This is a genomic window from Corynebacterium incognita (genome assembly GCF_014217255.1).
Lineage (GTDB): Bacteria > Actinomycetota > Actinomycetes > Mycobacteriales > Mycobacteriaceae > Corynebacterium > Corynebacterium incognitum.
Map to the genome: position 1 here is coordinate 1799131 of NZ_CP059404.1, position 16225 is coordinate 1815355.

The 16225-nt window shown below is 63.0% G+C and carries 11 protein-coding genes; 8 read left to right on the plus strand and 3 right to left on the minus strand.

Features of this window, described 5'->3' with window-relative positions; translation table 11 throughout:
- Nucleotides 1-33: 33 nt before the first annotated feature.
- The gene (locus tag H0194_RS08375) at nt 34-300 is read right to left on the minus strand and encodes a WhiB family transcriptional regulator (protein ID WP_185175470.1); all 267 of its coding nucleotides are present in this window, start codon (nt 298-300) and stop codon (nt 34-36) included.
- 624 nt (nt 301-924) lie between these two features.
- On the opposite strand from H0194_RS08375, the gene H0194_RS08380 reads away from it, so the two are divergent.
- A complete protein-coding gene (locus H0194_RS08380; protein WP_246388862.1) occupies nt 925-1407 on the plus strand; it encodes a hypothetical protein in 483 nt (160 codons plus the stop codon).
- On the opposite strand, the gene H0194_RS08385 is transcribed toward H0194_RS08380, so the two are convergent.
- Both H0194_RS08385 and H0194_RS08390 read right to left on the minus strand, forming a co-directional pair.
- Nucleotides 1404-2630 (minus strand): Rv3212 family protein, encoded by a 1227-nt coding sequence (locus H0194_RS08385; RefSeq protein WP_185175471.1) that lies wholly within the window; start codon nt 2628-2630, stop codon nt 1404-1406. The genes H0194_RS08380 and H0194_RS08385 overlap by 4 nt on opposite strands.
- A gap of 12 nt (nt 2631-2642) precedes the next feature.
- Nucleotides 2643-3866 (minus strand): DEAD/DEAH box helicase, encoded by a 1224-nt coding sequence (locus H0194_RS08390; RefSeq protein ID WP_185176959.1) that lies wholly within the window; start codon nt 3864-3866, stop codon nt 2643-2645.
- A gap of 268 nt (nt 3867-4134) precedes the next feature.
- Between H0194_RS08390 and H0194_RS08395 the strand changes: the two genes are divergently transcribed.
- The 7 genes from H0194_RS08395 to H0194_RS08425 all read left to right on the plus strand — a co-directional run bounded on the left by H0194_RS08395 (nt 4135) and on the right by H0194_RS08425 (nt 16213).
- Complete coding sequence (locus H0194_RS08395) at nt 4135-4365, plus strand: DUF3107 domain-containing protein (protein ID WP_185175472.1); 231 nt, start codon at nt 4135-4137, stop codon at nt 4363-4365.
- A gap of 11 nt (nt 4366-4376) precedes the next feature.
- Nucleotides 4377-5396: a DUF3152 domain-containing protein gene (locus H0194_RS08400; protein WP_185175473.1), complete on the plus strand. Its 1020-nt coding sequence runs from the start codon at nt 4377-4379 to the stop codon at nt 5394-5396.
- Nucleotides 5397-5418: 22 nt separating this feature from the next.
- The gene (locus H0194_RS08405) at nt 5419-6246 is read left to right on the plus strand and encodes a hypothetical protein (protein WP_246388863.1); all 828 of its coding nucleotides are present in this window, start codon (nt 5419-5421) and stop codon (nt 6244-6246) included.
- 126 nt (nt 6247-6372) lie between these two features.
- Nucleotides 6373-9555, plus strand: coding sequence for an ATP-dependent DNA helicase (locus H0194_RS08410; protein WP_246388865.1), 3183 nt, complete (start codon nt 6373-6375; stop codon nt 9553-9555).
- Entirely contained in the window at nt 9548-12976 is a 3429-nt protein-coding gene (locus tag H0194_RS08415) for an ATP-dependent helicase (RefSeq protein WP_246388866.1), read from the plus strand. Before H0194_RS08410 ends, H0194_RS08415 begins: the two co-directional genes overlap by 8 nt.
- A gap of 82 nt (nt 12977-13058) precedes the next feature.
- Nucleotides 13059-14147 carry a potassium channel family protein gene (locus H0194_RS08420; protein WP_185176962.1) on the plus strand — a complete coding sequence of 363 codons (1089 nt, stop codon included), beginning with the start codon at nt 13059-13061 and terminating at the stop codon, nt 14145-14147.
- A gap of 8 nt (nt 14148-14155) precedes the next feature.
- Nucleotides 14156-16213, plus strand: a complete 2058-nt coding sequence (locus H0194_RS08425) for an ATP-dependent DNA helicase UvrD2 (RefSeq protein ID WP_185175475.1) — start codon at nt 14156-14158, stop codon at nt 16211-16213.
- Nucleotides 16214-16225: the final 12 nt, after the last annotated feature.

Here is a 16225-nt window from a genome sequence, read left to right on the forward strand (position 1 = left end):
TGGCCGGGGAGTAACTTTGGAAATCCGGGTGCCTTAGGCGGTCACGCGGGCACGGCCGCGGCCGCGGGTGCGGTTGAGCTTGCGCTTCCAGGCGCGGCGCTCTTCTTCGGACAGGCCGCCCCATACGCCGGCATCCTGGCCGGACTCGATGGCCCAGTTCAGGCACTGGGAGGCTACGGGGCAGCGGTTGCAGACCAGCTTGGCCTTAGCGATCTGGGTGAGAGCTGGGCCCGAGTTTCCGACTGGGAAGAACAGCTCTGGGTCTTCATCTCGGCAAATTGCTTCGTGGCGCCAATCCATGATTGATATCTCCTAACAAATTTTTGACAGTGAAAAACTACGGTGCAAATGGCACGAAAGAAAAAGTCACGGGAGTGACAGGCTCCAACGAGCGACCGCACTAGGGGTTGAGTGTGGTGTTGCCACGGTCGGTCTGCGGGCGGCCCTGCTGGGATGGGGCCGTCTCGCCGCCTATGACTGCGTGGCGTGAACTCTAGGTTTTCCTAAAGTTTTGGGCTGGTTAACCAACCCGTTGTTTCTTGGTACTTGAGCATCATGACATGTTTAACTTCAGTCCGCTAGGGGTAGAGCGCAATTTGTGTGAAGGATCACAAAAGTTAACCGAATACTTTCCCTTCCCATAGTTGTTTCCTGGCGTCAGGGGATATGTCAGCAATCTGGCTACCTGCCTGTATGAGACGAACCTTAAGGGAGTATAGGTGGGGATGCGGTCAAATCGTCCGGAGAGAGTTAACCTAGAGTTTGCTTGATGGCTACCGGGTAAGGGGTGCGTGGATATTGTTAATTTGCGCAAAGCGATGACAATGTGTTCGGTGTTAGCGAAATTGTGGCGTCACCCACCGATTTGTGCGCAGCAATTGTCGATCCCTCCGCCATGACCATGGCGCGATAGACTAACCGATTGTGAATACCCCACGTTCTTCGTCATACCCCGCAAGCAAGTCGTCTGGTTCCCGCGATTCCTCCGCGTCGGCCACCCTGCAGGCGCCCCAGACCATTGTGATTGCGGCTATCATTGCCATCATTCAGTCGCTGTGCGCCATTGGATTCGGCTTTTTCTTGGTATTCCAGGACATCACGAAGGGACAGGCCCCTGACGTGCTGTCCGACGCCTCCAGCTCCCAGTGGGTGGGCACCGGCACCGCAGTCTTCATCGCCGTGGTTTTCGGCTTTATTATCGCGGCGTCGATCGCTCTGCTCAAGGGTGCGCGCTGGGGTCGCGGCGGTATTGTCCTGGTGCAGTTCATTCTGGCCGCGAGCTCGTTCCAGATGATGTCCGGCGGTGCCATTGCGCTGGGTGTTGCTGTGCTGGCCTCCGCGCTGATGGTGCTGTATCTGCTGCTCATCGCACCGGCATCGGTGCAGTGGTTGCGCTCGACGTTTTAGCGCAGGCCGATAATTTCGTCGCCGCGCTGTTCCACGAGTGCCTCGCCGGCGCGCTGCAGGTGCACCGGACCGGTGTAGCCTCCGCGGTCCACCTTGACTGTGCGGCGAATCTTGCCCGTTGCCCAGTCCACCTCGGCAAGACCGTCGCGGGTGGGGGCCACCAGACGATCGCCGAGCCCGATTCCGGTGCCGAGAGCGTCCTCAACGACCCGCTCGACCTTGAGCGTTGCGGGATTGAACAGGTATAGGCGGTTACCGTCGAACCACGTCATGTGGTGCGGTAGGTCCGCGGTCGCTGGGGCATACGGGGAAGGGGAGTCAACCAGATCGGGGGCTGGTTCCACCTTGGTTGAGGAGATCTTCTTGCCCGAGGTGTCATATGCCTCGATGCGCGGTGACTCGCCAGGGATGTAGACCGCGGCGGCGTTTTGGCCCACTGCTACTAAGCGGGCACCGCTGCCGTCGATGGTGATGTCCTTGGTGATTTCCGGCTTGCGGGAGTCTTCCGGGGACGTCTTTTGTAGGCGTAGGAACGTGGATTCGGGATCCTCCGGGCACGAATCAGTCACGGCGAGTAGTTCCGTGCGAGTGAGTGCGGAGCCGATCGTGCATTCCTCGTGTGGTTGGTGCTCAGCCTCTTGTTTGGCCTCCACGTTGCCATATTCCACCGTGCGCACGAGGTCCGAGCGCCACAGTTCGACGCGTTCGTTGGATACCGTTCCTACCCGGTCGTTAGAGGACACGGCTACTACAGACTCGGAGTTGTTTGCCGACCGGGTATCCGCGTATGTGCCGGAAGCCGCGTCAAGGGAGACAACGTCACCGCAGCCGCGCCCAGTCTTGAAGGCTAAGACTACTTTGCCCCAGGCGACGCCGGCAGAACACAGCGGATCCGCGTCGCGGGTGTATTCCCACACTTGGTCGCCGTCCGCGTTCAGGGCGCGGGCGCCGCTTTCCGACGTCGCGATGGTCAACCCCGCAGCCGTCAGCGGGCGAGCGATGCCCGCCGGGTTCTTGTTCTCAGCGCGGAAGGCCTCGTCCACGGACGTGGGCAGCTTCGTCAGCGCGGTGACCTCCGTGACGGGGGTGTCGGCCGAGTCGAGGTGGGCCCCGCGGATGTCGGCGGTGAACCAAGCGCCGGCGATGGCGACGGTGGAAACGGCGGTGATGACGACGGTGGCAATGGCGTCGCGGCGAGTGGCGCGCAAAACTGGGGCATTCATGATGGACTCAGTCTAACGTGTCGGTGCCCTCTCGTCCTCAGCCAGCCCCAGCGAATGCGCCAGTTCCGGGGAGGAGGAGAACCACTGCGGGGGCTCGGGGAGATCGAAACCGAGCTCGTCGTTGATCGCCCGCCATTTGCCCAGTTCATCGTAGCCCACCAAAGTGACAGCGATGCCCGTGCGACCCGCGCGGCCGGTACGCCCGATGCGGTGCACGAAGCTCATGGGATCGTCCGGCACCTGGTAGTTGATGACGTGAGTGACGTCGTCCACGTCGATACCGCGGGCGGCGACGTCCGTGGCCACCAGCACGTTGACCGTGCCGCGGCGGAATGCCTCGAGCGCTTTGCTGCGCTGCTGTTGGTTGAGGTTGCCGTGAACCGCACCGGCCTTGATTCCGGCGCTACGCAGGTCGTCGGAAAGCTCGGCGGCGCTGCGCTTAGTGCGGGTGAAGATGATGGTGCGGCCGCGCCCAGGGGAGCTGAGCACCTTCTGGATCACGGGAAGCTTATCCATGCGGTGGCTTTGGAAGGTGATTTTCTTCGTGGAGGCGTGGGTGCTCGCGGTGCCGGGGTCGTCGGCGTGAATGTGCACGGGCTTGTTCATGAACGTGCGCGCCAGTGCGGCGATGGGCGCCGGCATGGTCGCGGAAAACAGTAGCGTTTGGATGGTCTGGTTGTCGCCGTCGGCGCCACTGTGCACGGCGTCAAAGATCTTCTCAATGTCCGGCAAGAAACCCATGTCCAGCATCTCGTCGGCCTCGTCCAAGACCACGATGGCCACCTGGTCCAGGCGCAGATAACCTTGGCGGTGCAGATCCAACAGGCGGCCCGGGGTGCCCACGATGACGTCCGCGCCGGAACGCAACTGCGCCACCTGAGCCTCGTAAGGGGTACCGCCGTAAATCGTGGTCACCCGGACGGGTAAGAATCGGGCCGCGACCTCAAAGTCCTCGGCCACTTGCACTGCGAGCTCGCGGGTGGGGACCACCACGAGCGCGCGTGGGGTGCCGTCCATTTCCGCGATGTCAGCGTCGTCGAATACCCGGTCCAACAGCGGCACGCCAAACGCCAGTGTCTTGCCCATTCCGGTGCGGGCCTGGCCGATGAGGTCACGGCCGCGCAGCGCCAACGGCAAAGTGAGCTCCTGAATGGCAAAGGTATTGGTGATGCCGTGGGTGCGGAGGCCGTCGCAAATCTCCGCCGCCACTCCGAGCTCCGCGAACGTCGGCGTCACCGCAGCGGTCTTCTCCCGACCCTCCGGGCGGGATCCCGCGCGCTTTCCCGCGGACGTGGGCGTGGACTTATGGGCAGCAGATTTGGCAACAGACACGCGTTAGATCCTATCGTTTTTGCAGGGGTGATGTGAGGCGGATGGGAGGTCCTGTGTCCACCGGCCCAGCCGGTGGCGACGGCGGGGCTATCATGGAGCGTTGTGCCGCCCGCGCGCATTACGCGAAAGGCACACGCGTACACGAACATAAAAGAGAAAGAGACTGTGAATAATGGATATCAAGTTTGGTTTTGCAGATACTGCCCGTGAGCTGCAGCTCACCGTATCCAACGAGGGTGCAGATCAGGACCAGCTGCTGGCGCAGATTAACGAGGGCTTGAGCCAGGGCGGAGTGCTGGAGATGGAAGACGAGAAGGGGCGTAAGTACCTCATCCGCACCGAGCGTGTGGTCTACGTTGAGGTCGGTGCCGTGCGTTCTCACGGCGTTGGCTTCATGGGGTAACCTCATAACCCATGAGTCCACAGCACCGCCCGCCCCGCACAAGCTTTGCGGTTCCCCGAAACCATTCCGGTTCGGAGGCACTGCGTCGTTTTGCGGAAGAATACGGCTGGTGGCGCGTAGTGGCTATTCCGCTGTTGGCGGTGCTCACCGTGTGGTTGTTGGTGGACATCGCGCGTAGCGATGACATTATCCCGACGGGCACGTCCGCCGCGGCGACTTCTGCGGCGGAAGCCGGGGATGTCGGGGAGGGCACGCCTGACGACGGCGCGGGGGACCAACCCGCCCACGAAGTGACGGGCCCTGACCCCAACAACACCAACGGCGGCGAGTCCAGCGTTTCCGCGGCTGCGGCGAAAGAGCTGCCGGCAGGTGGGGCATACACGGAGAAGGGCGACGGAACCTATCGCGCCGTCGGCACGCCCGGCCAGGAAGTAGGCAAGGGCGCCGAGAAGACCGTGCGCTACGCCATCGAAATTGAAAATGGTGTGGACACCTCCGCCTACGGCGGCGACGACGCCTTCGCTAAGATCGTCGACGCCACGCTGGCGGACCCCCGCGGCTGGATCGAAGACGAGCGCTACAAGTTCGTACATGTCAGCTCTGAGGACAACCCGGACACCACTTTCCAGCTCACCTCCGTGGGCACCACCGCGGAACTGTGCGGTTCGCAGATTGACATGGAAACCTCGTGCCATACCGGTATCACTGGCAAGTCCACCGTGATCATCAACGAGTCCCGGTGGGTCCGCGGCGCGCATCCCTTCGAAGGCGACGTGGGAAATTACCGGCAGTACCTGGTCAACCACGAGTTCGGCCACGCCATCGGCTACAGCGAACACCAGCCGTGTACCCACAACGGTGGACTGGCCCCGGTGATGATGCAGCAGACGCTGTCGCTGTCCAACCGCGAGTTGAAGCAGCTCTCGCCCGAAGAGGTTTATCCTGATAACAGCGATGTGTGCGAGCCGAACCCGTGGCCATACCCCAACCCGCAGACAACTGACGTGGCCCAACCCAAGCAGGCGCGATAGTAACCGCATAGTGGAGGAAAACATGACGCAATCCGGTGCGACGGAGGTCTACCCGCCCCAGCATGTGATGAATACGTTCACCACCTCGGCCTCGGTAGCATTGCGCTCGGCCACACCGAAGCAACTCGGGCCAGCCTGGGATAATGGTTGGTTGGTCGGGGAAACCGTATTTAGCCATACTGGGGACTTTGGCACTTTCTCCGCGCGGGTGCGCGACAAGCTTACCGACAAATTCAACGTCGAGGGTGCGCGTGTGGCCAAGCCGCTGCGCTCGACAGACGGGCGCTACAACGTGGCTGGGTGGATTGCCTCGGCGTATTCTGCAGGATCTCCCGCCAAGCGAGTGGATGAGACCGCGCTCGTAGCCCTTCGGCTTGAAGAGGCTTTAGAAAAAGCGGAGGTTGCCCTCCCCAATGCCGGGACCGCGCAGCAGCGCGAGGACGTCTTTGCCCAAGCCGAGAAGATGGCCTGGGCAGAGACCGGCGAGGCCTATCGGGCCTTGGACCTTAGCCCAGGGGAGCTGACCCTGGGACATGCTGATCTGCTGGCATCCGTTCTTTACAACGGTGCGCAGGCTCCTGTCATCACCTCGATCGTTCCTACCGCCGCGCTGCGCCCCCGCGGCTACACAGCCGCATTGGTAGTGGTGGACGGGCTCATCCAGGAAGCAGTGGACGAGGGAATCTGTTCCCGCTTCGGGCATATCAAGCACTTCGATCAGCTGCTGTTGCGGGCGGCGGCGTACCGGCGCTACGTCAATAACCTGCACCCTCATTCCAAGACGAACGTCCGTTCGAGGATCGAGCACGTAGAAAACCTCCTCATGTCTCGGGTAAATGGCAATATGTAGTGCATGAGCGATCGCCTGCACTCACCCTCTCACTTACATCCTCAATCTTCTTCGGAAAGCTCCACCTCCACGCACCCGTTGTTGGCCGGCACGAGCCCTGATGTTCGGTTGCTCCAACATGCCAGTGTGGACTTCCACGAACCTGCCGTGAGCTCACTCCCACAGGCAGGGCAGTGGTTCATTGAAGGCAGCGCCGGTACCGGCGTCACCACCTTGTTGGCCGATATTGCCGTTGACCGGGTACGGGAAGGAGCGGACCCTTCCGGCGTACTCATCATTGCCCCAGATAAGGAATCCGGGTCCCGGATTCGCGCACACCTCGCTGCACGCCTCGGTGCGACAGGATCCGCCGCACATTCCGTATCGGAGGAACGCGAGCCGGAAGATAACGAGGCAGCGCATCCCGAGTATTCCTCGACCGAGACAATGGTGCGTTCCGTGCACTCGCTTGCTTTTGCGTTGCTCCGTTTGCAGCGCGACGCCGAGGTCCGGATGTTGACTGGCGCGGAACAAGACGCGATCATCCGGCAGCTGCTCCGTGGCCACGCCGATGACGTGGAACGAGGGGCGCCACTGGTCATCCCTTGGCCGGAGGAGATCCGCCCGGCGCTCGGTTACGTGGGTTTTGCCCGCGCTGTGCGCGACTTCTTGTTGCGCGCGGTCGAACGTCGCCTCGGCCCTACGGAGCTGATCGAATACGGTGAGCTGCACCGCCGCCCAATGTGGGTGGCCGCCGGCCACTTCTTGAGGGAGTACGAACAGATCACCCGCCTTGCCGGCACGGAGCAGTATTCCGCGCCGGAGCTGATGAACTTGGTGCTGGAAAGCGATGTGGACCAGCTCATTGCTGGCCGTTGGCACACCGTGTTGGTTGACGATGCGCAGCTGCTTGACCCCATGGCGGGAGCACTCGTGGAGAAGCTCTTGGCCCACGCTGAGCTCGGTGTCGTGGCTGGTGACCGCGATAAGGCGGTCTTTGGATTCCGTGGCGCAAACGAAAAATTCTTCCTCGCTCGCGAGAAAACAGTTGATGCGGATAACCGCATCGTGTTGACCAAGCAGCAGCGCTTCGCCCCGGACGCCTCGCGTCGGGTTGTGGTGGCCGATAGTCCTCAAGTGCACTGGGATGTCGTGGCAGATGCGGTTCGCCGACGCCACCTCATTGACGATGTGGCGTGGCGTGACATCGCAGTAGTAGTGCGCGATAGCGCGCTCATCGGGCGTATCCGACGTGCTCTCTTGGCCTCCGGGGTGCCTGTGACCATCAACCCTACGGATGTCGTTTTGTCTGAACAGCGCATCGTGGCCAACCTGTTGCTGGCTCTGCGTGCGGTGGGCAACGGCATTTCCACGCTGAGTTACTCAGAGGTTGAGGACCTCATCACGGGGCCCGTGGGTGGCGCGGATCCCGTGAGCCTGCGCCGCTTACTGCGCGGCTTGCGCCGCTGGGCGCCTGATGAGCGTGCAGCGGAGACCTTGCGCTACGTGCTGGAGAATGAGGTTGCGGAGTTGGACGCGATACTCACCGAGCGCGAGTTAGCCGTGCTAGAACGCGTGAAGGCGGTGCTGCGCGCCGGGCGGAAAGCCGTGGCGGCGCAGGAGCCGAATGAGAATATTTTGTGGGCGGTGTGGGAAGCGACGAAGCTATCTACTCGCCTGCAGACCGCCGCGTTGCGCGGCGGTGCCACAGGTTCTCAGGCGGACCGCGACCTCGATGCCGTGATGGCGCTCTTCGATGTATTCGGCGACCTCGCCGAACGCCGCGCGGAATACAGCCTGCAGGCTTGCATTGACTTCGTCCTCACGCAGGAGCTGCCCACGGGTGTGCGCGACCGGCGCCTTTCACCGCCCGACGCGGTGGCGGTAGTCACCGCGCATGGTGCAGTCGGCCGCGAATGGGACACCGTGATCGTGGCAGGCGTGCAAGAAGATTCCTGGCCCTCGTTGGGGGAAACCGGTTCCTTGTTCGGGCAGGAAGATCTCGTCGACCTCATCGACGAAGGGATTGACCCAGACGTCCCTGTCTCGCACACCGCCGCACGTCTCAAAGAAGAGCGCCGACTCTTCCACGTCGCGTGTACTCGGCACCGCAGCGCGTTGGTGGTTACCGCCACCGACTCGGAAGATGGCGAGGACGTGATGGAACCGTCCCGATTCCTCAGCGAAGCAGCGGAAGCATGGGGAATGTCCATCGAGCAGGCGACCGCGGCGGACGCGACTAGAACAACTGGCGCTGCTGGTGGCACTACAATCGCCGTCGGCGACCAGAACGAAGAGGAGCCTTCGGCGCTGACCGTGAGCTTGCTGTCAGCGCCGGCGTTTGTGGGCCGGCTGCGGCGCATTGTGGGCTCGGCGAAAGCCACCGAAGTGGAACGGAAGCAGGCCGCGCGTCAACTCGCCCGCATGGCCACGGCAGGGGTTCCCGGAGCAGACCCGGACAGCTGGTGGGCGGCGCGTGAGACAGTGGGCGAACGGCCGCGTCGCGAACGCGCGGCTTTGTCGCCCTCGCGCATCGAAAGCTTCATGAAGTGTCCGGTACAGGCTGTGCTGCGGAACGCGGACGAGGAAGAGGAACGGTCCCTGGCATTGGACCAGGGCAACCTGGCGCACTTCTACTTCGAGGCTTTGGGCCGTGGCGTCGATGAGGAATGGGCGCGTTTGGAAGTTCTTGACGCATTCCGCGTGGTGCAGACGTCACCGCACTGGAAGCGCCAGACGGAGCTCGACGCGTTCCAAGACATCTTGGACAAGACCTACCGCTTCCATCAGGTGTATGCGAACGCAGAGGACCTCCTGGGACTGGAGGTGGGCATTGACGTCGAGGTTGCCCCTGGCGTAAGAATCACCGGCCGCGCGGACGCGCTCCAACGCGTCGGCGACAAGGTCCGCATCGTTGACCTGAAGACCGGCAAGTCCGTCCCGACGCACAAGGCAATTGGGGAATATGTGCAGTTGCAGGCCTACCAACTCGCACTGCGTCACGGCCAACTAGCTGCGGGCAACGACGTCGATTCCGGCCAAAACTCCGGGCAGATTCCCGGCCAACTCAAGGTCGTGGACGGCCCGGGCATCGAGTTGGAAGACGCCACACTCATGCTGGTGAATACTAAGACTCAAAAATTGGACACGCGAGTCCAGGCCGCCATGGATGAAGAAAGTCTGGACGCCTTCGCGCGGAAGCTTCCACCGCTGGTGGAACAGTCTGCCGCGCCTAAACTCCTGGCCATTGAAAACAAGGACTGTGACCGGTGCCCGGTTCGCACCATGTGCCCACTGCGCAACGAAGGGACGTTGACCACCGATGCCTAAGACACACATTAGCCCCCAGCTTCTGTCCGCGGTTTTAGGACAAAAGCACAGCCCCACCCCGCAGCAGGCCGATATCATCGGCGCGGCACCCGGCCCCATGCTGGTCGTCGCCGGCGCAGGCGCAGGCAAGACTGAGACCATGGCGGCACGCGTGGTGTGGCTCGTAGCCAACGGTTACGCGAAGCCAGAAGAGATTCTGGGGCTCACCTTTACCCGCAAGGCCGCTCAGGAGCTGGGCAAGCGCATCAAGGCTCGGCTGAGCACGCTCGCCGGTTCGCCCAAACTCAAGGACCACGATCCCGAAGGAACCATTGCGGCGTCTCTCGAAGTGATTGCCCCGCACGTGTCCACCTATGACGCATACGCGGCTGAGCTCATCCGGGAATACGGACTTCTCATCCCGGCGGAGCCCTCCACCACACACTACTCCGAGGGGCAAATGTTCGCCCTTGTGAACGAGGTGGTCAAGGATTACACCGGCCCCCTCACGTCCTCGACGTCCGTGGAGGACACCACCACAAAGGTGATGTCCTTGCTTGCGGAGATGGACAACAACCTTCTGAACATGGCGGAGGTCTACGAGCAGGCGAACGCCTTTGAAATGAACATGCACGCCGTGCCGCAAGATCCCGGTAGGGAAGCGGACTACTTCACCAAGGATGCCCTGAAGTGGTTGGGTACCAATGACGTGCGCCGCGAGTTACTGCCCTTGGTAGAGGAAACCAAGAAGCGCATGCGTGAACAAGACGCCACCACCTTTGCCGAGCAGATGTCGTGGGCCGCGCGGATGGCTATGGCCCATCCGGTTGTCGGAACGGCGCAGCGCAGCCGCTACAAGGTGGTCATGCTGGACGAATACCAGGACACTTCGCCGCCGCAGCGCATCTTGCTGCGCAGCCTTTTTGGCAACGGCAAGGGGCAACATACAGCCGCGGACACGGCAGAAGGAGCGGCGGCGAACCTCACGGTGACCGCGGTGGGCGACCCGATGCAGTCCATTTATGGTTGGCGCGGGGCCACCACGGAAAACCTGCGTGCCTTCGTGGATGACTTTCCCCAGGCGAACGGCCAGTCCGCTGTGAAGAAGGAACTGACCACCTCCTGGCGTAATCCCGCCGGTGTGTTGCGCATGGCCAATATCGTCGGTGACGCCGCGATGGGAACCGGTAACGACCGCCCCGTGAAGGCGCTGCAGCCGCGGGAGGGCGCGGGCGAAGGCGCGGTGAAGCTGGGCTACTTTTCCACTCCGGAGGAAGAGCTCGACTATGTAGGCGACCTCCTGGCGCAGCGCTATGCGGTGGAAGGGGACGCCTTGAAGGCCGCGGTGCTGTGCCGCAAGAGCAAGCACGTCCCGGGCATCGTAGAGGCCCTGTCTGAGCGCGGTGTTCCCTTCGAAGTCACGAGCCTGGCCGGGCTGTTGAACCTGCCGGAAATTCAGGATCTCGTGGCGCTGGCGCGGATGCTGGTGCGCCCTCAAGACACGATGGCGGCGCTGCGGGTTCTGTCCGGGCCTATCGTTGGGCTGTCCGTCGCGGACTTGGAAGCCCTGTTGCGTCGTGTACGCAACCTCGCTGGAACCCCGAGTTCGGCCGATGGGACACAAGGAGCGGACGCACCAACACGCCACGCGTCCCAGGAACCATCCCACGGTGATTTTGACGCGCAAGCGCATCTGCGCGCGCAGCTGGACAAGTTGCGAGAGTCACAGCCGGACATGGTCTTCGGCCTCGCGGATGCCGTTGCGGACTTGGGTGAGCGTTCGCGCTATAGCCCCGAGGGGCTGCAGCGCCTGGAGGAGCTGGCTGCGAAGCTGCGCCACCTGCGCTCGTACAGCCTGCACAAGTCGCTGGTGGATATCTTCACCGACATCGAGCTGATGTTCGGCGTGCGCACTGAGGTGATGGCGCGCGGCGACGCCGCCGGCACTGCACACCTTAACCGCTTCCTCGACGTCGTGGCTGACTACGGGACAGGCTCCTTGGACGGGCTGTTGTCCTACCTAGAGCTGCAGCAGATTTATGACCGCGGGATGAATAAGGGGAAAGTGCCACCGACGCCCGGTGCCGTGCAGATCTCCACCATCCACAGTGCGAAGGGCCTAGAATGGCACACCGTGGTCATGCCGCACCAGACCGCGGCGGAATACGCCCCCCGGGTGTCCACCTTCCTGACCAACCCGCAGCTTCTCATTGACGATGACTTCATGGTTTTGGAGGAGGCGGAAACCCGGAAGCGCATTAGCGGACTGGTCAAGCAGTATATGGCGGAGAAACGGGAGTTCGAAGCACAGGAATCCGAGCGCCTGTTTTATGTCGGTGTGACCCGCGCTGAGCAAGAGCTGGTGGTCACCGCCAGCGTGGAAAGCGACAAGACTGAACCGTACAAGCACCTTGCGGCGATGGCACAGGCGGCGCCGGACTACGTGACGATGTGGCATGGTACGACCGATGCCGCCACTGAATCCAGCGCAGACTCGGCAGCGTCGGGAACGGAGACTGAGGCCGCCGCCCAAGAATCCGAGCCACGGACAGCGTTGTTCCCAGCGCTCCATCCACGCCCGGAGGCCGTTCGCGGTGCTGAGCTGGTGAAGGCGGCAATGGCGGAGCTTCCGGCGGCGTCGGCAGGCGAAACCTTCGACTTCTGGGAAGCTGAGGCTACCGCGCTCATTGAGGAGCAACGTGCTTCACAGGCTGCGGTCGTGTACGTGGACATGCCGCGCGAGATGACCGCCAGCGATGTGGTGGCATTTACCCAGGATGCAGGGGAATTTGCCCGGCGACGTCGTCGCCCTGTGCCGTTCAAGCCCAGCCGCTACGCCAAGCGCGGCACGGCCTTCCACGCGTGGCTTGAAGAACGCTTTGGCTCCCAGGCGCTGTTGAGTGAAGACGAGTTGCCGGGTATGCGGGACTTCTTTGCACCAGATTCGGCCACTGCCGACGAGGCAACCGGTGTAAACCCCGAAGCTGCCGAGGAAGAGCTTGTTCGCCTCCAGGAAGCTTTCCTTGCCAGCGAGTGGGCCGAGCGGACGCCTACCTATGTGGAGCAGGCATTTGAGTTTGCCCTCGCTGGGGTAGTGCTGCGCGGACGCATGGACGCGGTCTTTGACAACGGCGACCACTGGCTCGTGGTGGACTGGAAGACGGGTCGCCGGCCACGGGGACAAGAATTTGTTGCCGCGCAGCAGCAGTTGGCCGTGTATGCGGAAGGCTGGCGCCGCATCGCCGAGGACGGTAAGCCGGTGCGCGCGGCCTTCCACTATGTCGCTAGTGGTGAAACGGTGTACCTGGACGCAGACCCTGGGTCGGACAGTAGCGGTGGCAGCAGCGAATCGGTCGCGTTGGCCCAATTGTTGACCTCGTCTGTGTCAGCGGCGGGGGAGCAGCCGGTGCGGGAATCGGCGGAACGGAGCAGGAAGCGCTAATATTTCCCGACGACGTTGCAATACTTTGGTCAATGACCTTGATCAACAAAATGAAGGAGGTGAACCGGTGTCGAAAAAGAAGATGCGCGCCAAGCTCAAGGACGCATTCCGGCCCAGCGTGGAGTTGTCCTCGTTGCCCGACCACGCGCTGATTGATGTCATCAACATGCCGAAGTCGGAGGAGCCGTCGCCGTGGCGGCTCATTCTTAACCGAATTGTGTGGGCCTTTGGACTCATCATCTTCGTTTCGCTCGTGGTGTACCTGGATCGTGATGGGTACTCAGAACCGCTGACGTTCTTGGACTCGATGTACTACGCCACGGTCACACTGTCCACCACCGGTTACGGCGACATCACCCCGGTGACCCCGTGGGCCCGGTTCATCAACGTCGTGCTGTTGACCCCGGCCCGCCTCGCCTTCCTGGTTATCTTGGTCGGTACCACCCTGAGCGTGCTGACCGAACAGTCCCGCAAGACTTTCCATATTCAGCACTGGAGGAAAACCGTGCGCAACCACACCGTTGTTATTGGCTATGGCACCAAGGGCGCAGGCGCCGTGTCTGCGCTTCTGGCCGACGGCGTCCCGGCATCCCAGATCGCCGTCATTGATACCAACCGCGCCGCCCTGGCCAATGCGGAGCACAAAGGCCTGGTCACCGTGTACGGTTCCGGCGCCAAGCAGGACGTGCTGAAGATCGCCGGCGTGGCCCGCGCCGCGTCTGTGGTGGTCACCCCGTCCACCGATGACACCGCAGTGCTGGTCACCCTGTCCGTGCGCGAGCTCGCGCCGAAGGCCAAGGTCGTGGCCTCCGTGCGTGAGTCCGAGAACCGCCACCTGCTCTTGCAGTCTGGCGCGGACTCCGTGGTGACCTCGGCCGAGACCGCCGGCCGCCTCCTGGGCCTGGCCACCGTCACTCCGACCGTGGTGGAGATGATGGAGGATCTGCTGTCGCCCAATGAGGGCTTCTCCGTGGCCGAACGCGCCATCAAGGAATTCGAGGTGGGCTCCAATCCGCGCCACCTCAAGGACATCGTCCTCGCTGTCCTGCGTAACGGCGAGCTCTTCCGCGTGGATACGCCGGAGGCCAGCTCGCTCAAGCCGGGCGATCACTTGCTCTACATCAAGCACATCACCGAGGATTCGCCTGAGCCGGCGATGGAGGAAGACTAAGCCGCGCCGTGTCACAAACCATCGATCTGAGCGTTCTGGACGAAGACCAACTCGTTGCCGCCACCGCCCCGCGTGGGCCGGTGTGCATCCTGGCGGGTGCGGGCACGGGTAAGACCCGCACCATCACCTATCGCATCGCGCACCTCATCAACGAAGGCTTTGTGGTTCCCAACCGAGTCCTGGCGGTGACGTTTACCTCGCGGGCGGCTGGCGAGATGCGGGACCGGCTCAGCCAGATGGGGATGCCCGGCGTCCAGGCGCATACGTTCCACGCCGCGGCGCTGCGGCAGTTGAAGTTCTTCTGGCCCCAGGTATATGGCCAGCAGGAGTGGCAGTTGGTCACCAACAAATTCCCGCTGGTTTCCCGCGCGGTCAACCAGGCGGGGATCAATCCCACCAAGGACAATATTCGGGACGTGGCCTCGGAAATTGAGTGGGCGAAGGCCTCATTGCTCACCGCGGATTCTTACCCGGAGGCCGCCACCAAACTCAAACGCACTCCTCCCGTGGACGCCGGTCAGGTGGCGGATGCTTACCGCCTGTACGAGGAGATGAAGAACAATTCTTCGGTCATCGGCCTGGACTTCGACGATCTCCTCGTCCACGTGGCTGCCGCGTTGGAAAACGCGCCGCACGTGGCCAGCCAGTTCCGCAACCAGTACCGCAGCTTCGTCGTGGACGAGTACCAGGACGTCACCCCGCTGCAACAGCGCGTCCTTGAGGCGTGGCTGGGGGATCGCGATGACCTCACGGTGGTCGGCGATGCCAACCAGACCATCTATTCCTTCACCGGTGCGTCGCCGTCCTACCTGCTGAACTTCTCGCGGCGCTTTAGCCACGCGACCGTCGTCAAGCTGCAGCGCGACTACCGTTCCACGCCGCAGGTGACACAGTTGGCCAACGACGTGATCGGTCAGGCCCAAGGTCGTGCGGCGGGCACTCGCCTGGAGCTGCAGGGCATGCGCCCGCCTGGCCCCGCGCCGGTGTTTAAGTCCTTCGAGGACGAGGAGGCCGAGGCCCGCGCCGTGGCCGGCCGCGTCCTGGATCTCATCCAGGAAGGCGTCCCGGCGTCCGAGATCGCGATCTTGTACCGCATCAACGTCCAATCCCAGGTCTTCGAGCAGGCGCTTGCCGACGCCGGGGTGGTGTACCAGGTGCGCGGTGGCGAGGGCTTCTTCGAGCGTGCCGACGTCCGCGAGGGGATCGCCAAGCTGGTGGCCGCGGTGCGCGCCGGGGCCGAGGGGGAGCCCGTGGCCATCGCCCGGGAGTATTTCGCCCCGTTGGGGCTGTCGGCCTCCGAACCACAGGGCGCGCAGGCCCGCGAGCGTTGGCAGGCGTTGAACGCTTTGCTGGACGTCATCAAGCTCATCGCGGAGAACAAGCCCGGTATCGATCTGCCCGGCGTGTTGGAGGACCTGCGGCAGCGCGCAGACAACAAGCAAGTGCCCACCATGGAAGGCGTCACGTTGGCCACGCTGCACGCCGCGAAGGGCCTGGAGTGGGACGCCGTGTTCTTGGTGGGTCTCACCGAGAAGATGCTGCCCATCTCCCACGCCATCAAGGCGGGCGACGAGCAGATCGAAGAGGAGCGCCGCCTGTTCTACGTGGGCGTGACGCGCGCCCGCGAACACCTGCAGCTCAGCTGGCCTTTGGCCAAGACCCCGGGGTCGCGTCCGAACCGGCAGCGCACCCGCTTCCTGGACAACGTGGTTCCCGATGGGCCGGCCGGGGCGGGCGTGGAAGTCGTGCCCGATCGCACGCGGCGCCCTAAGACGTGCCGTGTCTGTACGTCACCGCTGCACAATTCCACGGAAAAGGTTCTCGGCCGCCACGAGGACTGCGACGGCGGCATGGACGAAGAGTTATTCCAGGCGCTGCGGGCGTGGCGACGCCGCGTGTCCAAGGAGCAGGACATCCGGCCGTATATGGTGTTCTCGGACGCGGTGTTGGTCGCCATCGCGGAACGCCGGCCCAAGGACGCGGCGGAGCTTCTCGACGTCCCCGGGGTGGGACGGATGAAGCTGGACAATTACGGTCCGGCGGTCCTCGACATCGTCAACGGCTAAGGCGGCTCGGGC